17 protein-coding genes and 2 tRNA genes are annotated in these 18,882 nt (G+C 50.6%); 7 read left to right on the top strand and 12 right to left on the bottom strand.

Going from position 1 to position 18,882, the window contains the following annotated elements; genetic code table 11:
* Window positions 1–78: 78 nt before the first annotated feature.
* Window positions 79–163, bottom strand: a tRNA-Leu gene (locus tag HEN21_RS16185).
* Window positions 164–173: 10 nt separating this feature from the next.
* Window positions 174–250, bottom strand: a tRNA-Met gene (locus tag HEN21_RS16180).
* Window positions 251–570: 320 nt separating this feature from the next.
* Here HEN21_RS16180 and HEN21_RS16175 point away from each other — a divergent pair.
* A complete protein-coding gene (locus HEN21_RS16175) occupies window positions 571–1,008 on the top strand; it encodes a hypothetical protein (RefSeq protein ID WP_123058515.1) in 438 nt (145 codons plus the stop codon).
* A gap of 41 nt (window positions 1,009–1,049) precedes the next feature.
* Here HEN21_RS16175 and asnB read toward each other — a convergent pair whose 3' ends face one another.
* The 5 genes from asnB to nagB all read right to left on the bottom strand — a co-directional run bounded on the left by asnB (window position 1,050) and on the right by nagB (window position 7,010).
* Complete coding sequence (asnB, locus tag HEN21_RS16170; protein WP_176251799.1) at window positions 1,050–2,714, bottom strand: asparagine synthase B; 1,665 nt, start codon at window positions 2,712–2,714, stop codon at window positions 1,050–1,052.
* 256 nt (window positions 2,715–2,970) lie between these two features.
* A complete protein-coding gene (nagD, locus tag HEN21_RS16165) occupies window positions 2,971–3,723 on the bottom strand; it encodes a ribonucleotide monophosphatase NagD (protein ID WP_000153129.1) in 753 nt (250 codons plus the stop codon).
* A gap of 47 nt (window positions 3,724–3,770) precedes the next feature.
* Window positions 3,771–4,991, bottom strand: coding sequence for a DNA-binding transcriptional regulator NagC (gene nagC, locus HEN21_RS16160; RefSeq protein ID WP_000187570.1), 1,221 nt, complete (start codon window positions 4,989–4,991; stop codon window positions 3,771–3,773).
* An 8-nt stretch (window positions 4,992–4,999) separates the two neighbouring features.
* A complete protein-coding gene (gene nagA, locus HEN21_RS16155; RefSeq protein WP_000271177.1) occupies window positions 5,000–6,148 on the bottom strand; it encodes an N-acetylglucosamine-6-phosphate deacetylase in 1,149 nt (382 codons plus the stop codon).
* A 61-nt stretch (window positions 6,149–6,209) separates the two neighbouring features.
* Entirely contained in the window at window positions 6,210–7,010 is an 801-nt protein-coding gene (gene nagB, locus HEN21_RS16150) for a glucosamine-6-phosphate deaminase (protein ID WP_001237072.1), read from the bottom strand.
* A gap of 331 nt (window positions 7,011–7,341) precedes the next feature.
* Here nagB and nagE point away from each other — a divergent pair, with 331 nt between their 5' ends.
* From nagE to chiQ, 4 genes are all read left to right on the top strand, one after another.
* The gene (gene nagE / locus HEN21_RS16145) at window positions 7,342–9,288 is read left to right on the top strand and encodes a PTS N-acetyl glucosamine transporter subunit IIABC (protein WP_176251798.1); all 1,947 of its coding nucleotides are present in this window, start codon (window positions 7,342–7,344) and stop codon (window positions 9,286–9,288) included.
* A 254-nt stretch (window positions 9,289–9,542) separates the two neighbouring features.
* Entirely contained in the window at window positions 9,543–11,207 is a 1,665-nt protein-coding gene (gene glnS, locus HEN21_RS16140; RefSeq protein ID WP_176251797.1) for a glutamine--tRNA ligase, read from the top strand.
* A gap of 584 nt (window positions 11,208–11,791) precedes the next feature.
* Window positions 11,792–13,198: a chitoporin ChiP gene (chiP, locus tag HEN21_RS16135; RefSeq protein ID WP_001201181.1), complete on the top strand. Its 1,407-nt coding sequence runs from the start codon at window positions 11,792–11,794 to the stop codon at window positions 13,196–13,198.
* Between the two features lie 49 nt (window positions 13,199–13,247).
* Window positions 13,248–13,580, top strand: coding sequence for a ChiQ/YbfN family lipoprotein (gene chiQ / locus HEN21_RS16130; protein WP_000733591.1), 333 nt, complete (start codon window positions 13,248–13,250; stop codon window positions 13,578–13,580).
* A 268-nt stretch (window positions 13,581–13,848) separates the two neighbouring features.
* Here the strand turns inward: chiQ and fur are convergent, their stop codons facing one another.
* The 5 genes from fur to ybfF form a co-directional block, all read right to left on the bottom strand.
* Window positions 13,849–14,295 carry a ferric iron uptake transcriptional regulator gene (fur, locus tag HEN21_RS16125; protein ID WP_000131706.1) on the bottom strand — a complete coding sequence of 149 codons (447 nt, stop codon included), beginning with the start codon at window positions 14,293–14,295 and terminating at the stop codon, window positions 13,849–13,851.
* Window positions 14,288–14,374 carry a fur leader peptide gene (gene uof / locus HEN21_RS16120; protein WP_001406816.1) on the bottom strand — a complete coding sequence of 29 codons (87 nt, stop codon included), beginning with the start codon at window positions 14,372–14,374 and terminating at the stop codon, window positions 14,288–14,290. The genes fur and uof overlap by 8 nt, the downstream gene beginning before the upstream one ends.
* 209 nt (window positions 14,375–14,583) lie before the next feature.
* Window positions 14,584–15,114 carry a flavodoxin FldA gene (gene fldA, locus HEN21_RS16115; protein WP_001018618.1) on the bottom strand — a complete coding sequence of 177 codons (531 nt, stop codon included), beginning with the start codon at window positions 15,112–15,114 and terminating at the stop codon, window positions 14,584–14,586.
* Window positions 15,115–15,253: 139 nt separating this feature from the next.
* Complete coding sequence (gene ybfE, locus HEN21_RS16110; protein WP_024165168.1) at window positions 15,254–15,547, bottom strand: LexA regulated protein; 294 nt, start codon at window positions 15,545–15,547, stop codon at window positions 15,254–15,256.
* Window positions 15,548–15,686: 139 nt separating this feature from the next.
* The gene (ybfF, locus tag HEN21_RS16105; protein ID WP_176251796.1) at window positions 15,687–16,451 is read right to left on the bottom strand and encodes an esterase; all 765 of its coding nucleotides are present in this window, start codon (window positions 16,449–16,451) and stop codon (window positions 15,687–15,689) included.
* A 184-nt stretch (window positions 16,452–16,635) separates the two neighbouring features.
* On the opposite strand from ybfF, the gene seqA reads away from it, so the two are divergent.
* Window positions 16,636–17,181, top strand: coding sequence for a replication initiation negative regulator SeqA (seqA, locus tag HEN21_RS16100; protein WP_176251795.1), 546 nt, complete (start codon window positions 16,636–16,638; stop codon window positions 17,179–17,181).
* A 28-nt stretch (window positions 17,182–17,209) separates the two neighbouring features.
* Window positions 17,210–18,850, top strand: a complete 1,641-nt coding sequence (gene pgm / locus HEN21_RS16095; RefSeq protein ID WP_001297249.1) for a phosphoglucomutase (alpha-D-glucose-1,6-bisphosphate-dependent) — start codon at window positions 17,210–17,212, stop codon at window positions 18,848–18,850.
* The last annotated feature ends 32 nt before the right edge of the window (window positions 18,851–18,882 follow it).

The raw sequence follows: 18,882 nt of genomic DNA, 5'->3' as shown, positions 1-18,882 counted from the left end.
GAACCAGGGAATGCCGGTATCAAAAACCGGTGCCTTACCGCTTGGCGATACCCCATCCGTACAACGCTTTCTGGTGAATGGTGCGGGAGGCGAGACTTGAACTCGCACACCTTGCGGCGCCAGAACCTAAATCTGGTGCGTCTACCAATTTCGCCACTCCCGCAAAAAAAAGATGGTGGCTACGACGGGATTCGAACCTGTGACCCCATCATTATGAGTGATGTGCTCTAACCAACTGAGCTACGTAGCCATCTTTTTTTTCGCGTTACCTTATCGGCGTTGCGGGGCGCATTATGCGTATAGAGCCTTGCAGCGTCAACCTCTTTTTCAAGGAAAATTGCTCGAAAGTGACTGTTTGGTTAGGTTGCGAACAGCGTGGCGCTATATTCGTCAATTATTGTTTATTTCGTGTTTTTCTCTGTTGTTTTGCGATGCAGGATGAAATTCGGAATTCAACAATAGCGCCCGAGAATTATCCCATGAAATACTGCACCGTTACGATTGGACAGAGCAGGGATTGCGGTGCCTGCATCTCTGCTACCACTTCAGGCTATTTATTGAGGGAATAATATGCTGCGTTTTATCACGGTGCTGGTCAGTGCTTTATTACTTATGCAATCCGCATTTGCCGACGAAGCCCGATCGGAAATCGGTAAGTATGTCTTTGGTTATCGTGGTCAGGAAGGGGCAGTGGTCTGGATGATGCGAATCGGGCCGAAAGCGGAAAATGAAGCACTCGTTCAGGTATCTCATGTTGATAATGACATCGATGGTCAGATTTTTCGCTGTAAAGTGAAAGCATTACAGGACGGTGAGAAATCCTATACCGCCGTAATTAAGGGCAAATCTTTTGAGTTATTACGCCTGAAAGAGGGAAATGGCAGCCTGCATATCCCGGATGAGCAGGCAACCTGGTCGGTGGCTTACAGTGATGAGTTGTCAAACAGCGATGTAGCAAATCCGGAACATTTCCTCACTGCGTATCAAAATCAACAAGCTCCCCAGTAACTGAAATTGCCCCGGAATTCTCCGGGGCGTTAATACACTTCTTATTTATACGCTGACTGGTGAACGCCAACCGCGCGACCAGAAGGATCATCCATTTTCTTGAACGCTTCATCCCACTCGATCGCTTTGGCGGAAGAACAGGCGACGGAAGGGCCGCCCGGTACGCACTCAGCGGCGCTTGGAAGTGGGAACAATTCTTCAAAGATTTCGCGATACAGATACGCTTCTTTTGAGGTCGGAGTGTTGTACGGGAAGCGGAAGCGGGCAGTTTCCATTTGCTGATCAGAAACCTGCTGCGCTGCCACTTCTTTCAGAGTGTCGATCCAGCTATAACCGACGCCATCAGAGAACTGCTCTTTCTGCCGCCAGGCCACGCTTGCAGGCAGATACGACTCAAAACATTCACGCAGGATGTGTTTTTCCATTTTGCCGTTGCCGCACATTTTATCCTGCGGGTTAATGCGCATCGCCACATCGAGGAATTTTTTGTCGAGGAACGGAACGCGTGCTTCCACGCCCCAGGCTGACATCGCTTTGTTGGCACGGGCGCAGTCATACATATGCAGGGCCAGCAGTTTACGCACCGTCTCTTCATGCAGTTCTTTAGCGTTCGGCGCTTTGTGGAAGTATAGATAACCGCCAAACACTTCGTCAGAACCTTCGCCGGACAGCACCATTTTAATGCCCATCGCCTTGATCTTACGCGACATTAAATACATCGGTGTTGAAGCGCGAATAGTGGTCACATCATAAGTTTCGATGTGGTAAATCACGTCGCGGATGGCATCCAGACCTTCCTGTACAGTGAAGTGAATTTCGTGATGCACCGTGCCCAGATGGTTTGCCACTTCCTGGGCTGCTTTCAGATCCGGTGAACCCGGCAGACCTACAGCAAAGGAGTGCAACTGCGGCCACCAGGCTTCAGAACGTTCCTGATCTTCCACGCGACGGGCGGCGTATTTCTTGGTGATAGCGGAAATAATTGAGGAATCCAGACCACCAGAAAGCAGGACACCGTAAGGCACATCAGACATCAGATGGCTTTTAACGGAATCTTCCAGTGCCTGACGCAGCTCGTTTTTGTCGGTCACGTTATCTTTCACCGCATCGTAGTCGAACCAGTCGCGATGATAATAAGAACGGATTTCGCCGTCCTGACTCCACAAATAGCTCCCCGCCGGGAACTCTTTAATCGTGCGGCAAACTGGCACCAGGGCTTTCATTTCTGAGGCCACATACAGCTGACCGTGTTCGTCATAGCCCATATACAGTGGGATGATCCCCAGATGGTCGCGACCAATCAGGTAGGCATCTTTTTCGCTGTCGTACAGGGCAAAGGCAAACATGCCCTGCAAGTCGTCGAGAAATTCCGGCCCTTTTTCCTGATACAGCGCGAGGATCACTTCACAGTCAGACCCTGTCTGGAACTGATAACGATCGCCATATTCAGCGCGCAATGCCTGGTGGTTGTAGATTTCACCGTTTACCGCCAGTACGTGGGTTTTTTGTTGGTTGTAGAGAGGTTGCGCCCCCGCGTTAACGTCAACAATTGACAGACGTTCGTGGGCGAGAATGGCGTTATCGCTGGCATAAATACCGGACCAGTCCGGGCCACGATGACGCATCAGGCGTGACAGCTCGAGTGCTTTCTTGCGCAGCTCAACTGCGTCTGTTTTTATATCGAATACGCCAAAAATTGAACACATAACCTTCTCCGTTAACCTGGTGTTTGCTGCTTGTTGTGTTTGCTTGTTTAAAAAAATGCCGCAAAGCAGCACTGTGCGCAAGAGATTTGGCGGTGTAAAAATAAAAAACGTAATGGTGATTGCTGATTGATGAAAAAGGGTAGGGTGTAGTGGCGTGTTTATTGATGAATCGATAATTTTTGACGTGTTTTATTGAATGGATGAGTTTTGGCGAGCGGTGAAAATAAAAAACCACGTCCTGAGACGTGGTTGATATTCAGATAACGTCGATTTCAGCGACCGACGGGTAAATCCAGCTTGGGCGGAACGGCATACTGTCGATATCGTCGAGCGATGAAACGCCAGAGAGCACCAGAATCGTCTCCAGACCCGCCTGGAAGCCCGCCAGGATGTCGGTACGCAGGTTATCGCCGACAATCACTGTTTCTTCCGAGTGCGCCTGCATTTTGTTTAATGCTGCGCGGATGATCCACGGACTTGGCTTACCGACATAAAAAGGTTTACGCCCGGAGATTTTCTCAATACCCGCGCACAGCGCGCCACAGGCGGGATAAAAACCGCGCCCGTGAGTATCCGGGTTAGTGGCGATAAAGCGTGCACCGTTGGCGACGAAATACGCCGCTTTATGCATCATGTCCCAGTTGTAGGAGCGCGTTTCGCCAACAATCACAAAATCAGGATTCACGTCCGTAATAGTGAAACCGGCTTTGTACAATTCATGGATCAGCGCGCCTTCGCCCACCACATACGCTTTCTTGCCTTCCTGGCGACGCAGGAAATCGGCGGTTGCCATCGCGGAGGTATAAAACACGCTGTCCGGCACATCGACACCGGCAGTGGCAAAGCGGTTCGCCAGGTCCTGCCCGGTCTGCGAAGGATAGTTGGTCAGCAACACCAGCGGCAGGCCTTTATCCATAATCCCGTGCAAAAATTCCGCTGCACCCGGTACGGCGACGTTATCGTGCATCAGCACGCCGTCGATATCGCAAATTACATTTTTAATGGTCATGGACTACCCAGAATATTGATAACAATAAGCGCCACTATAAAAGCACATTAATTTTCCAGCAAATGCTGGAGCAAAATACCGTTGAGCATGGCGCGTTTTACCAGCGCAAAAGCGCCGATTGCTGAGCGGTGATCCAGTTCGGAACGCACTACCGGCAGATTAGTGCGAAACGCCTTCAGCGCCTGAGTATTAATGCAACTTTCAATAGCAGGGAGCAGTACTTTATCGGCTTCAGTTATCTCACCGGCAATAACAATTTTTTGCGGATTAAATAAGTTGATAGCAATGGCGATGGTTTTGCCCAGATGACGACCGACGTATTCAATCACTTCCGATGCCAGACCGTCGCCTTTGTTCGCGGCTTTGCAGATAGTTTTGATGGTGCAATCGTCCAACGGCACGCGACTCTGGTAGCCCTGCTTTAACAGATTCAACACCCGCTGTTCAATGGCGGCGTTGGCAGCGATAGTTTCCAGACAGCCAAAGTTGCCGCAGTGGCAGCGTTCACCCAACGGTTCGACCTGAATATGACCAATTTCACCGACGTTGCCGTTGCGACCGATAAAAATGCGCCCGTTAGAGATAATACCGGCCCCAGTTCCGCGATGTACTCGCACCAGAATGGAGTCTTCGCAATCCTGACTTGCACCGAAGTAGTGCTCTGCCAGCGCCAGACTGCGGATATCGTGACCGACAAAACAGGTCACTTTAAAACGCTCTTCCAGTGCCTCTACCAGCCCCCAGTTTTCCACCTGAATATGCGGCATGTAATGAATTTTACCGCTGTCCGGGTCAACAAGCCCAGGCAGGATCACCGAAATCGCGATTAGTTCGCGCAGCTTGCGCTGATAGCTATCAATAAACTGAGCAATGGCATTCAGCAGGGCATGTTCCAGCGTCTGCTGGGTACGTTCTGGTAGCGGATAATGTTCTTCTGCCAGCACTTTGCTGCTGAGATCAAACAGAGTGATGGTGGCATCGTGACGACCGAGTCGTACGCCGATAGCGTGGAAATTACGAGTTTCAGTGACGATGGAGATAGCGCGGCGGCCCCCGGTGGAGGCCTGCTGATCGACTTCTTTGATCAGCCCGCGTTCGATAAGTTGGCGTGTAATTTTAGTTACGCTGGCGGGGGCAAGCTGGCTTTGCTCAGCAATCTGAATCCGCGAGATTGGCCCGAACTGGTCAATCAGGCGATAAACCGCCGCGCTGTTAAGCTGTTTTACGAGATCAACATTACCTATCTGAGCTTGTCCGCCTGGTGTCATACTTTCTCTTATTGAGTTACGACCTCGTTACCATTAACGATGGTCCTGGTGATTTTAAAATCAGGTGTGAATGCGGTCAGGTTGGCCACTTTACCTGCGGCGAGCGTGCCGAGACGTTTTTCTACGCCAATTGCACGTGCCGGGTAGAGCGTCGCCATACGCAGCACTTCATCCAGTGCGATACCGCAATGTTCGACCAGATTACGCACGCCTTCAATCATGGTTAATGATGAACCACTTAACGTACCATTTTCATCCACACAAAGTCCGTTGCGGTAGTATATTGTTTTACCCGCAAAAATGAACTGTTCAATATTGGCGCCTGCTGGTGCAGTAGCGTCGGTGACCAGACACAGTTTGTCGCCTTTCAGACGTTTGGCGTTGCGGATGTTAGCGTAATCAACGTGCAGGCCATCGGCAATAATACCGCAATAAATGTCTGCTTCGTCGAGAATTGCACCTGCCAGTCCCGGTTCGCGACCAGTAATATACGGCATCGCGTTATACAGATGGGTGGCAAAAGTAATACCTGCGCGGAAACCGGCTTTCGCTTCTTTCAGCGTCGCGTTGGAGTGACCAGCAGAAACCACAATCCCGGCATTTGCCAGTTTGCTGATGACTTCCGCAGGAACCATTTCCGGTGCCAGGGTAACTTTAGTAATCACATCAGCGTTTTCGCACAGGAAATCAACCAGCGCAGCATCGGGTTTACGCACGAAATTCGGGTTATGAGTGCCTTTTTTCACCAGGTTCAGCCACGGACCTTCCAGATGCAGACCTAAGGCCTGATTCGGATGTTTTGCCAGGTACTCGCGCATTACGCGCACACCTTGTTTCATCAGGTCATCGCTGGTAGTGATAAGCGTCGGCAGATAGTTAGTACAGCCTGATTTCTCATTGGCTTTCTGCATGATTTCCAGCGTTTCAACGCTTACCGCTTCCGCAGTGTCGTTAAACTGCACGCCGCCGCAGCCGTTTAACTGCACATCAATAAAACCGGGGGAGAGAATGGCTCCGTTCAGTGAACGTTGTTCAATTTCTGACGGCAGTTCCGCAACCGGACAGACGCTTTTAATCAGGCCATCAGCGATAACAACCGCGTGGTCATCAAGAAATTCGTGACCGGTAAAGATCCGGCCCTGGGTTAATGCATACATTCCGACCCCCGATTTTAAAGATAATATTGCCCTGAACAAGGTGTCAGGGCAGGGATAATAATTACAGACCTTTGATATTTTCTGCTTCTAATTCATTGAAATATCTTAAAGTCTTAACTTTCAGCTCCATGGTGGAAGGTTCATCGCACACCATGATCGCTTTCGGATGCAGTTGCAGGCAGCTGATGGTCCACATATGGTTAACGCAACCTTCAACTGCGGCTTGCAGCGCCAGTGCTTTCTGGCTACCCAGAACCAGAATCATCACTTCTTCGGCATCCAGCAATGTACCAACACCGACAGTCAGGGCATATTTTGGCACCTGATTAACATCGTTATCAAAGAAACGAGAGTTCGCGACGCGAGTGTCGTGGGTCAGGGTTTTGATACGGGTGCGAGAAGCCAGAGAAGAGGCCGGTTCGTTAAATGCGATGTGACCGTCGTTACCTACGCCGCCCATAAACAGATGAATTTTACCGTAAGAGCGGATTTTTTCTTCATACTGGCGGCACTCGGCGTCGATATCCGGGGCGTTACCGTTGAGAAGGTTGATATTTTCTGCTGGAATATCAACGTGATCGAAGAAATTACGGTGCATAAAGCTGTAGTAACTTTCCGGATGCTCTTTCGGCAGACCGACATATTCATCCATGTTGAAGGTGACAACGTGCTTAAAGCTGACCTGGCCTGCTTTATGCATTTCGACTAACGCTTTATAGGTGGTCATCGGTGTGCCGCCAGTCGGCAGACCGAGCACGAACGGACGATCGGCAGTCGGTTTGAACGCGTTGATACGATTAACGATATGGCGAGCAGCCCATTTGCCGACCTGTTCAGCGGTAGTCAGGGGGATCAGTCTCATTATTCACCTCAATAAGTAAAATGTAAGCCGTTGGCGGATTAGGCATCTTTAAGCGTAACCTGGATTTGCGCAGAGAGGCGTCAATCCGACCTGATTTTTTGAATGATAAAATAAGTTTTCTGGTTTAGCCAGTAAAAGGGAGTAATGATAACGATATTTGGTGACAAAACTCACAAAAGATACGCGTTTAATTTGCGGTACGAATTAATTTTTTACACACTCTGTAGCAGATGATCTAACAATATGATTACAGAACATCGGCAGTACAGTTTGCAGCAAAATAAAAAACGGCTTTAAACGAGCCAAATAGGGTTCTCGTAGGGGGAATAAGATGAATATTTTAGGGTTTTTTCAGCGACTCGGTAGGGCGTTACAGCTCCCTATCGCAGTACTGCCGGTGGCGGCACTGTTGCTGCGATTCGGTCAGCCAGATTTACTTAACGTTGCGTTTATTGCCCAGGCGGGCGGCGCGATTTTTGATAACCTCGCATTAATCTTCGCCATCGGCGTGGCATCCAGCTGGTCCAAAGACAGCGCAGGTGCGGCGGCGCTGGCAGGTGCGGTAGGTTACTTTGTGTTAACCAAAGCGATGGTGACCATCAACCCGGAAATCAACATGGGTGTACTGGCGGGTATCATTACCGGTCTGGTCGGTGGTGCAGCCTATAACCGCTGGTCCGATATTAAACTGCCGGACTTCCTGAGCTTCTTCGGTGGTAAACGTTTTGTGCCGATTGCCACTGGCTTCTTCTGCCTGGTATTGGCGGCTATTTTTGGTTATGTCTGGCCACCGGTGCAGCACGCTATTCATGCTGGTGGTGAATGGATCGTGTCTGCGGGCGCGCTGGGTTCCGGTATCTTTGGTTTCATTAACCGTCTGCTGATCCCAACCGGTCTGCATCAGGTGCTGAACACCATCGCCTGGTTCCAGATTGGTGAATTCACCAACGCGGCGGGGACGGTTTTCCACGGCGACATCAACCGCTTCTATGCCGGTGATGGCACTGCGGGGATGTTCATGTCCGGCTTCTTCCCGATCATGATGTTTGGTCTGCCGGGTGCGGCACTGGCGATGTACTTCGCAGCACCGAAAGAGCGTCGTCCGATGGTTGGCGGGATGCTGCTTTCCGTTGCTATCACCGCGTTCCTGACTGGTGTTACCGAGCCGCTGGAATTCCTGTTCATGTTCCTTGCTCCGTTGCTGTACCTTCTGCACGCACTGCTGACCGGTATCAGCCTGTTTGTGGCAACGCTGCTGGGTATTCATGCGGGCTTCTCCTTCTCTGCGGGCGCCATCGACTATGCGTTGATGTATAACCTGCCGGCAGCCAGCCAGAACGTCTGGATGCTGCTGGTGATGGGCGTTATCTTCTTCGTTATCTACTTTGTGGTGTTCAGTGCAGTTATCCGCATGTTCAACCTGAAAACGCCAGGCCGTGAAGATAAAGAAGACGAAATTGTTACTGAAGAAGCCAACAGCAACACTGAAGAAGGTCTGACTCAACTGGCAACCAACTATATTGCTGCGGTTGGCGGTAGCGACAACCTGAAAGCGATTGACGCCTGTATTACCCGTCTGCGCCTGACGGTGGGTGACTCATCCCGCGTCAACGATGCGATGTGTAAACGTCTGGGTGCTTCTGGGGTGGTGAAACTGAACAAACAGACCATCCAGGTGATTGTTGGTGCAAAAGCGGAATCTATCGGTGATGCGATGAAGAAAGTCGTTGCCCGTGGTCCGGTAGCTGCTGCTTCTGCTGACGCTGCTCCGGCAACTGCCGCGCCGGTTGCGAAACCACAGGCTGTACCAAACGCAGTGTCTATCGCTGAGCTGGTATCGCCGATCACTGGTGATGTTGTCGCACTGGATCAGGTGCCAGACGAAGCGTTTGCCAGCAAAGCGGTGGGCGACGGTGTGGCGGTGAAACCGACGGATAAAATCGTTGTATCACCAGCCGCAGGGACTATCGTAAAAATCTTCAACACCAACCACGCGTTCTGCCTGGAAACCGAAAAAGGCGCCGAGATCGTCGTCCACATGGGTATCGACACCGTGGCGCTGGAAGGTAAAGGCTTTAAACGTCTGGTGGAAGAGGGCGCGCAAGTAAGCGCAGGGCAACCGGTTCTGGAAATGGATCTGGATTACCTGAACGCTAACGCCCGCTCGATGATTAGCCCAGTGGTTTGCAGCAATATCGACGATTTCAGCGGCCTGAACATTCAAGCTCAGGGTCATGTTGTGGCGGGTCAAACGCCGCTGTATGAAATCAAAAAGTAATCTGTTTCATGCCTGATGCGACGCTTGACGCGTCTTATCAGGCCTGTCGGTTGGATAAGACGCACCAGTGTCGCATCCAACTATGACACAGCAGTGGCAAAAGCGGCGGATATCATCTTCGCCGCTTTTTTTTTCATCAATCATCCCCATAATCTCAGTGAGATTTTCTATTTTCTCTAACTAACAGTTGTCAGCCTGTCCCGCTTATAAGATCATACGCCGTTATACGTTGTTTACGCTTTGAGGAATCCACGATGAGTGAGGCAGAAGCCCGCCCGACTAACTTTATTCGTCAGATCATTGATGAAGATCTGGCCAGTGGCAAGCACACCACAGTACACACCCGTTTCCCGCCAGAACCAAATGGCTATCTGCATATTGGTCATGCGAAATCTATCTGCCTGAACTTCGGGATCGCCCAGGACTATAAAGGCCAGTGCAACCTGCGTTTCGACGACACTAACCCGGTAAAAGAAGATATCGAGTACGTAGAGTCGATCAAAAACGACGTTGAATGGTTAGGTTTTCACTGGTCTGGTAACGTTCGTTACTCCTCCGACTATTTTGATCAGCTCCATGCCTATGCGATCGAATTGATCAATAAAGGCCTGGCGTATGTCGATGAACTGACGCCGGAACAGATCCGCGAATACCGTGGCACCCTGACGCAGCCAGGTAAAAACAGCCCGTACCGCGACCGCAGCGTTGAAGAGAACCTGGCGCTGTTCGAAAAAATGCGTACCGGCGGTTTTGAAGAAGGTAAAGCCTGCCTGCGAGCGAAAATCGACATGGCTTCGCCGTTTATCGTGATGCGCGATCCTGTGCTGTATCGTATTAAATTTGCGGAACACCACCAGACCGGCAACAAGTGGTGCATCTACCCGATGTACGACTTCACCCACTGCATCAGCGATGCGCTGGAAGGCATTACGCACTCTCTGTGTACGCTGGAGTTCCAGGACAACCGTCGTCTGTATGACTGGGTTCTGGACAACATCACCATTCCTGTTCATCCGCGCCAGTACGAATTCTCGCGCCTGAATCTGGAATACACCGTGATGTCCAAGCGTAAGCTGAACCAGTTGGTGACCGACAAGCACGTAGAAGGCTGGGACGATCCGCGTATGCCGACCATTTCTGGTCTGCGTCGTCGTGGTTACACGGCAGCTTCTATTCGTGAGTTCTGCAAACGCATCGGCGTGACCAAACAGGACAACACCATTGAGATGGCATCTCTGGAATCCTGCATTCGTGAAGATCTCAACGAAAACGCGCCGCGTGCAATGGCGGTTATCGATCCAGTGAAACTGGTTATCGAAAACTATCAGGGCGAAGGCGCAATGGTCACCATGCCGAACCATCCGAACAAACCGGAAATGGGTAGCCGTCAGGTGCCGTTTAGCGGTGAGATTTGGATCGATCGCGCCGATTTCCGCGAAGAAGCTAACAAGCAGTACAAGCGTCTGGTGCTGGGTAAAGAAGTGCGTCTGCGTAATGCTTACGTGATTAAAGCAGAACGCGTGGAGAAAGATGCCGAAGGCAATATCACCACCATCTTCTGTACTTACGATGCCGACACCTTAAGCAAAGATCCGGCTGATGGTCGTAAAGTCAAAGGCGTTATTCACTGGGTAAGCGCGGCACATGCGCTGCCGGTTGAAATCCGCCTGTACGATCGCCTGTTCAGCGTGCCGAATCCAGGCGCTGCGGATGATTTCCTGTCGGTGATTAACCCGGAATCGCTGGTCATCAAACAGGGCTTTGCTGAACCGTCTCTGAAAGACGCGGTAGCGGGTAAAGCGTTCCAGTTTGAGCGTGAAGGTTACTTCTGCCTCGACAGCCGCCATTCTACGGCGGAAAAACCGGTATTTAACCGCACCGTTGGGCTGCGTGATACCTGGGCGAAGGTTGGCGAGTAATTTTAAGTTTCACCATGCAGGATGCGGCGTAAATGCCGCATCCTGCAAGAAACACACAAACAGTCTCAAACGCTAAATTGCCTGATGTGCTACGCTTATCAGACCTACGTGAACTCTGCAATGTATTGAATTTGCGTGGTTTTGTAGGCCGGATAAGGCGTTTACGCCATATCCATATCCGGCATGAAACATACAAACAATCCCAAACGCCGCGCTCTGCGGCGTTTTTTCTGCTTATCATCGCGAATTAATTCCGCTTCGCAATTTATCCGTAAAATAAATTTAAAACCACAAATCATAATTCAATAAAATGTAACCGTTTTCATCCTACTGGAAAGCCACATATTTTTTCTTCTACAAGCTCTTCTGCTGCAAACTTAAATCCTGTAACAAAAATCATCAAAATATGTGCGGTTGCTCATGTTCTTACATTCTCGTTACAGAAAGAGATTGATAATTCGCGTCGCGAAAAATAGTCTGTTCCTGTAGTCAGCGAGACTTTTCTCAACGCTACTTTTTTAATTTTTATTTTTTTCGCTGTTCACCTGTGGTGCAGCAATTTATACGTCAAAGAGGATTAACCCATGCGTGCGTTTAGTGGCAAACGTAGTACGCTGGCGCTGGCTATCGCCGGTGTTACAGCAATGTCGGGCTTTATGGCAATACCGGAGGCTCGCGCCGAAGGATTCATCGACGATTCAACCTTAACCGGCGGTATCTATTACTGGCAGCGTGAACGTGACCGTAAAGATGTTACCGACGGCGACAAATACAAAACCAACCTTTCTCACTCCACCTGGAACGCCAACCTCGATTTTCAGTCTGGTTATGCTGCTGATATGTTCGGCCTCGATATTGCCGCGTTTACGGCGATTGAAATGGCGGAAAACGGCGACAGCTCCCACCCGAACGAAATCGCGTTTTCAAAAAGTAATAAAGCCTATGACGAAGACTGGTCCGGCGATAAAAGCGGTATAAGCCTGTATAAAGCAGCTGCAAAATTTAAATACGGTCCGGTGTGGGCGAGGGCAGGTTATATTCAGCCAACCGGTCAGACACTGTTAGCGCCGCACTGGAGTTTTATGCCGGGTACTTATCAGGGCGCGGAAGCCGGGGCTAATTTTGATTACGGCGATGCCGGCGCATTGAGTTTCTCCTACATGTGGACTAACGAATATAAAGCGCCGTGGCATCTGGAAATGGATGAGTTTTATCAGAACGACAAAACTACCAAAGTTGATTATCTGCACTCCCTCGGGGCGAAGTACGACTTCAAAAATAACTTCGTACTGGAAGCGGCGTTTGGGCAGGCTGAAGGTTATATCGATCAATATTTTGCTAAAGCCAGCTATAAATTTGATATCGCTGGTAGCCCATTAACTACCAGCTATCAGTTCTATGGTACGCGCGACAAAGTTGACGATCGCAGCGTCAACGATCTTTACGACGGCACCGCCTGGCTGCAGGCGTTGACCTTTGGCTACCGGGCGGCTGACGTAGTGGATTTGCGCCTCGAAGGCACCTGGGTTAAAGCTGACGGTCAGCAGGGATACTTCCTGCAACGTATGACTCCAACCTACGCTTCCTCGAACGGTCGCCTGGATATCTGGTGGGATAACCGCTCTGACTTTAACGCCAACGGCGAAAAAGCGGTCTTCTTCGGTGCGATGTATGACCTGAAAAACTGGAATCTTCCAGGCTTCGCCATCGGCGCTTCTTACGTTTACGCATGGGATGCCAAACCAGCGACCTGGCAGAGCAGCCCGGATGCGTACTACGACAAAAACCGGACTATCGAAGAGTCTGCTTACAGCCTGGATGCGGTCTACACCATTCAGGATGGTCGCGCCAAAGGCACGATGTTCAAACTGCACTTCACCGAATACGACAACCACTCCGACATTCCAAGCTGGGGCGGCGGTTACGGCAACATCTTCCAGGATGAGCGTGACGTGAAATTCATGGTTATCGCACCGTTCACTATCTTCTGACGCCCGACGCGGCAGGCATTTCACCTGCCGCATGTTTGAGGAATTTGCTATGAAAAAACTGATTCTCATCGCCATGATGGCATCGGGGCTGGTGGCTTGTGCGCAATCGACCGCGCCACAGGAAGACAGCCGTCTGAAAGAGGCATACAGCGCCTGTATCAATACCGCACAAGGCTCGCCGGAAAAAATTGAGGCCTGCCAGAGCGTGTTAAACGTGCTGAAGAAAGAGAAACAACATCAGCAGTTTGCCGACCAGGAAAGTGTGCGGGTACTGGATTATCAGCAGTGTCTGCGAGCAACGCAAACCGGTAACGACCAGGCAGTGAAAGCCGATTGCGATAAAGTCTGGCAGGAAATTCGCAGTAATAACGCTACGCAGTAAAAACAAAAAAAGCGAGGGCTGTAACTCTCGCTTGTTCTTATTTCTCTGGTATAAAAAAACCAACCCGCAGGTTGGCTTGAGACTTATGGCAAATGCTAAATTGCCTGATGCGCTGCGCTTATCAGGCCTACCTTTTTATGCAATATATTGAATTTGAGATGATTTGTAGGCCGGATAAGGCGTTCACGCCGCATCCAGCACGAACAAATCTCACTATGCCAATAATATAAAGCCAACCCGCAGGTTGGCTTTTCTCGTTCAGGCTGACTTATTTGCCTTCGTGCGCGTGCTCATCTTCGCGGCAATCGCCTTCGGCACAGTGACCGTAAAGATAGAGACTATGGTTAGTCAGGCGAATGCCATGTTTCGCGGCGATTTCACGCTGACGCGCTTCGATAGATTCATCACTAAATTCAATAACCTTGCCGCAGTCGAGGCAGATCAGGTGATCGTGGTGATGTTGTTGGGTCAGTTCAAATACGGATTTACCGCCTTCAAAATTGTGGCGGGTGACGATACCGGCATCGTCAAACTGGTTCAGTACGCGATATACCGTAGCCAGACCAATTTCTTCACCCATATCGATCAGACGTTTATATAAATCTTCCGCACTGACGTGATGGTTGTCCGGCTCCTGAAGAACTTCCAGGATTTTTAAACGAGGAAGCGTTACTTTCAGGCCAGCTTTCTTTAGGGCGGTATTGTTATCAGTCATGCGGAATCTGTCCTGTTACTAAGCGGTTCACTTCATTAGAAGAAGTGACAGAATTTGCTCTTGAGATAATGCGTATCATTATAGAATTGCCACGCCTAAATGAAAACCACAAGTCCCTGGCAAATATTGTTAATAAAAACGTGGCTTAGCTTACATTTACATCGGCAAGGCCACTTCAATACTGGAACATTGTACAGGTACTACGGCAAAAGTTACAAATTTGTAGCAATTATTTTGATTGGCGTTATCTATTAATACGGCGTAGACATTAGCCTACACCGCATCACATCAGGCATTGAGAATTTCGTCGAGATGCAACTCTTCAGAAATCTGTTTAACCCATTTTTCTACACGTTCAGCGGTCAGTTCCGGCTGACGGTCTTCGTCAATAGCCAGGCCGACAAAGTGGTCGTCATCTGCCAGACCTTTTGACGCTTCGAAATGGTAGCCCGCAGTTGGCCAGTGACCCACGATAGTCGCGCCGCGCGGTTCGATGATGTCACGGATAGTGCCTAATGCATCACAGAAATATTCGGCGTAATCTTCCTGGTCGCCACAGCCAAACAGGGCAACCAGTTTACCATTGAAATCAATCTCTTCGAGAGTCGGGAAGAAGTCGTCCCAGTCACACTGCGCTTCGCCGTAATACCAGGTTGGGATACCCAGCAGCAGAATGTCATAAGCTTCCAGATCTTCTTTGCTGCTTTTTGCAATGTCATGGACATCGGCAACGTCTTTACCAAGCTGTTTTTGAATCATTTTTGCGATATTTTCGGTATTACCGGTGTCGCTGCCGAAAAAGATGCCAGTGATAGCCATGAGTGAAATAACCTCTTGAAACTTATTGAAATGGGGGTGGCAAATTGCCCACGGATAAAGGCAATCATAGCAGAACAGGCAGTCTTGCGGAATCAGCAAACGGGCAGGACTGCACACTGTGCTACATGAAAGTGGAAATTTAAACGATGCCCTGACTGCGCAGTGCCGCCAACTGCTGCATCAAAATCTCTTCGATCAGTTCGCTACGGCTCATATTGCGCGACTCTGCCAGCTCATTCAGCGCCTCGACAGCTTCCGCGTTCAGCTTCAGTTCGACACGCTTAAGACCACGTACTTTGTCGCGTTTTAGCTGGTTGCGTTTATTAATACGCAGCTGTTCATCGCGCGAAAGCGGATTGGTTTTCGGTCGTCCCGGTCGACGCTCGTGCGCGAACAGATCTAATGTCGTACGGTCCGTTTGTTCTTTGGCCATGATCTTGGTGACTTCGGGGGAAACAATCAGCCGGGCGTCTGCCCGGATGGATAGCGCGCCATAATACATCAGCGCGATGAGTCACGCCAACGCCCACGCGCGGAAAGCGACGCAGACGCTGGGTTTTTAATCAGTTGCGTTAATCATTGAGATAGCGACGGATGGCGCGCAGTACCGCATCAGGTTTTTCTGCGTGTACCCAGTGACCCGCACCCGCAATCACATGCGCCCGAGCCTGCGGGAATTGCGCCAGTAAATCATCACGATATTGTTCAGTGACATACGGTGAATTACTGCCGGGGATAAACAGGGCAGGGTGATCCCATGCCTGAATTTTCGTCCAGCCAACAATATGCGGATACTGATCCCACAACACTGGCACGTTAAAACGCCATTCACCATCAACGTAAGATTTCAGCAGAAACTGAATCACCCCTTCTTCATTCAGATGCTGGCGCATCACCGCTGCTGCCTGCTGTCGCGTTTGCGCGTTGGATTCACTGACGGCGTTGATGGCTGCGAAAATCTCATCATGACGACGTACGTGATAATCGACGGGGGCAATATCAATAGCCACGAGTTTATCAATGCGATCGGGTGCCAGTGCGGTTAGTGCCATAACGGCTTTACCGCCCATAGAGTGACCGATAAACGTCGCTTTTTCGATCTGCTGTGCATCCAGCGTATCCAGCAGATCTTGCGCCATTGCTGGATAATTCATCACAGGATCGCGCGGTGAAAGTCCGTGGTTACGCATATCTACCTGGATGATATCGTGGTCGCTCACCAGGTCGCGCGCCAGCACGCCGAGGTTGTCGAGGCTGCCAAACAAACCGTGGACGAGGACGATGGGAGAATTATTATGCTGGTTTTGTGCAGATTGCGCGCGGATATTCAATTTCATGGCAAAGTTCTTTTTTTCGCGAAGTCGGGTTAGGGTATTATGTTGACCATTGTGCCACAGGGCTGCAACAAATAAGGTTTAATCCGAGTTTTTCTGCAAGCCAGGCTTGACGCTATCCGCTGCCGGGATTTATTCATATACTCCTGGCGACTTGTATTCAGCTAAGACACCGCACTGGATTAAGATGAAAACGATTGAAGTTGATGATGAACTCTACAGCTATATTGCCAGCCACACTAAGCATATCGGCGAGAGCGCATCCGACATTTTACGGCGCATGTTGAAATTTTCCGCCGCATCACAGCCTGCTGCTCCGGTGACGAAAGAGGTTCGCATTGCGTCGCCTGCTATCGTCGAAGCGAAGCCGATCAAAACGATTAAAGACAAAGTACGCGCGATGCGTGAACTTCTGCTTTCCGATGAATACGCAGAGCAGAAGCGCGCGGTCAACCGCTTTATGCTGCTGTTGTCTACACTATATTCTCTTGACGCCCAGGCGTTTGCCGAGGCAACGGAATCGTTGCACGGTCGCACGCGCGTTTACTTTGCGGCAGATGAACAAACGCTGCTGAAAAATGGTAATCAGACCAAGCCGAAACATGTGCTAGGCACGCCGTATTGGGTGATCACCAACACTAACACTGGCCGTAAATGCAGCATGATTGAACATATCATGCAGTCGATGCAATTCCCGGCGGAATTGATTGAGAAGGTTTGCGGGACAATTTAAAACAACGTTGCAGATAAAGGACAAAGCAATGGCAATCCACAATCGTGCAGGTCAACCTGCACAACAGAGTGATTTGATTAACGTCGCCCAACTGACGGCGCAATATTATGTACTGAAACCAGAAGCAGGGAATGCGGAGCACGCGGTGAAATTCGGTACTTCCGGTCACCGTGGCAGTGCAGCGCGCCACAGCTTTAACGAGCCGCACATTCTGGCGATCGCTCAGGCAATTGCTGAAGAACGTGCGAAAAACGGCATCACTGGCCCTTGCTATGTGGGTAAAGATACTCACGCCCTGTCCGAACCTGCGTTCATTTCCGTACTGGAAGTGCTGGCTGCGAACGGTGTAGACGTTATTGTGCAGGAAAACAATGGTTTCACCCCGACGCCTGCCGTTTCCAATGCCATTCTGGTTCACAACAAAAAAGGTGGCCCGCTGGCAGACGGTATCGTGATTACGCCGTCCCATAACCCGCCGGAAGATGGTGGTATCAAATACAACCCGCCAAATGGTGGCCCGGCTGATACCAACGTCACCAAAGTGGTGGAAGACCGCGCTAACGCACTGCTGGCCGATGGCCTGAAAGGCGTGAAGCGTATCTCCCTCGACGAAGCGATGGCATCCGGTCATGTGAAAGAGCAGGATCTGGTGCAGCCGTTTGTGGAAGGTCTGGCTGATATCGTTGATATGGCGGCGATTCAGAAAGCTGGCCTGACGCTGGGTGTTGATCCGCTGGGCGGTTCCGGTATCGAATACTGGAAGCGCATTGGCGAATATTACAACCTCAACCTGACCATCGTTAACGATCAGGTCGATCAAACCTTCCGCTTTATGCACCTCGATAAAGACGGCGCGATCCGTATGGACTGCTCCTCTGAGTGTGCGATGGCGGGCCTGCTGGCACTGCGTGATAAGTTCGACCTGGCGTTTGCTAACGACCCGGATTATGACCGTCACGGCATCGTCACTCCGGCTGGTTTGATGAATCCGAACCATTACCTGGCAGTGGCGATCAACTACCTGTTCCAGCATCGTCCGCAGTGGGGCAAAGATGTTGCCGTGGGTAAAACGCTGGTTTCTTCTGCGATGATCGACCGCGTGGTCAACGATTTGGGTCGCAAGCTGGTGGAAGTACCGGTAGGCTTCAAATGGTTTGTTGATGGTCTGTTCGACGGCAGCTTCGGCTTTGGCGGCGAAGAGAGCGCAGGGGCTTCCTTCCTGCGTTTCGACGGCACGCCGTGGTCAACCGATAAAGACGGTATCATCATGTGTCTGCTGGCTGCGGAAATTACCGCAGTCACCGGTAAGAACCCGCAGGAACACTACAACGAACTGGCGAAACGCTTTGGTGCGCCGAGCTACAACCGTTTGCAGGCAGCTGCGACTTCCGCGCAAAAAGCGGCGCTGTCTAAGCTGTCTCCGGAAATGGTGAGCGCCAGCACCCTGGCAGGTGACCCGATCACCGCGCGTCTGACCGCAGCGCCTGGCAACGGTGCTTCTATTGGCGGTCTGAAAGTGATGACTGACAACGGATGGTTCGCCGCGCGCCCGTCAGGCACGGAAGACGCATACAAGATCTACTGCGAAAGCTTCCTTGGTGAAGAACATCGCAAGCAGATCGAGAAAGAAGCAGTTGAGATTGTTAGCGAAGTTCTGAAAAACGCGTAAACACATTAAATAAGAAAAAGGGCGGTCGGAAG

Origin of the sequence: Escherichia sp. 93.1518, assembly GCF_013368915.2 — a bacterium.
GTDB classification, from domain to species: Bacteria; Pseudomonadota; Gammaproteobacteria; order Enterobacterales; family Enterobacteriaceae; genus Escherichia; species Escherichia ruysiae.
Note: the sequence above shows the minus strand (reverse complement) of the source record. Positions and strands in the feature narration are given on the sequence as shown.

Excerpts from the sequence above, each read along its gene's own strand:
- HEN21_RS16175 (WP_123058515.1), top strand. The coding sequence starts at position 571 with ATGCTGCGTTTTATCACGGTGCTGGTCAGTGCTTTATTACTTATGCAA.
- asnB (WP_176251799.1), bottom strand. The coding sequence starts at position 2,714 with ATGTGTTCAATTTTTGGCGTATTCGATATAAAAACAGACGCAGTTGAG.
- nagD (WP_000153129.1), bottom strand. The coding sequence starts at position 3,723 with ATGACCATTAAAAATGTAATTTGCGATATCGACGGCGTGCTGATGCAC.
- nagC (WP_000187570.1), bottom strand. The coding sequence starts at position 4,991 with ATGACACCAGGCGGACAAGCTCAGATAGGTAATGTTGATCTCGTAAAA.
- nagA (WP_000271177.1), bottom strand. The coding sequence starts at position 6,148 with ATGTATGCATTAACCCAGGGCCGGATCTTTACCGGTCACGAATTTCTT.
- nagB (WP_001237072.1), bottom strand. The coding sequence starts at position 7,010 with ATGAGACTGATCCCCCTGACTACCGCTGAACAGGTCGGCAAATGGGCT.
- nagE (WP_176251798.1), top strand. The coding sequence starts at position 7,342 with ATGAATATTTTAGGGTTTTTTCAGCGACTCGGTAGGGCGTTACAGCTC.
- glnS (WP_176251797.1), top strand. The coding sequence starts at position 9,543 with ATGAGTGAGGCAGAAGCCCGCCCGACTAACTTTATTCGTCAGATCATT.
- chiP (WP_001201181.1), top strand. The coding sequence starts at position 11,792 with ATGCGTGCGTTTAGTGGCAAACGTAGTACGCTGGCGCTGGCTATCGCC.
- chiQ (WP_000733591.1), top strand. The coding sequence starts at position 13,248 with ATGAAAAAACTGATTCTCATCGCCATGATGGCATCGGGGCTGGTGGCT.
- fur (WP_000131706.1), bottom strand. The coding sequence starts at position 14,295 with ATGACTGATAACAATACCGCCCTAAAGAAAGCTGGCCTGAAAGTAACG.
- uof (WP_001406816.1), bottom strand. The coding sequence starts at position 14,374 with ATGATACGCATTATCTCAAGAGCAAATTCTGTCACTTCTTCTAATGAA.
- fldA (WP_001018618.1), bottom strand. The coding sequence starts at position 15,114 with ATGGCTATCACTGGCATCTTTTTCGGCAGCGACACCGGTAATACCGAA.
- ybfE (WP_024165168.1), bottom strand. The coding sequence starts at position 15,547 with ATGGCCAAAGAACAAACGGACCGTACGACATTAGATCTGTTCGCGCAC.
- ybfF (WP_176251796.1), bottom strand. The coding sequence starts at position 16,451 with ATGAAATTGAATATCCGCGCGCAATCTGCACAAAACCAGCATAATAAT.
- seqA (WP_176251795.1), top strand. The coding sequence starts at position 16,636 with ATGAAAACGATTGAAGTTGATGATGAACTCTACAGCTATATTGCCAGC.
- pgm (WP_001297249.1), top strand. The coding sequence starts at position 17,210 with ATGGCAATCCACAATCGTGCAGGTCAACCTGCACAACAGAGTGATTTG.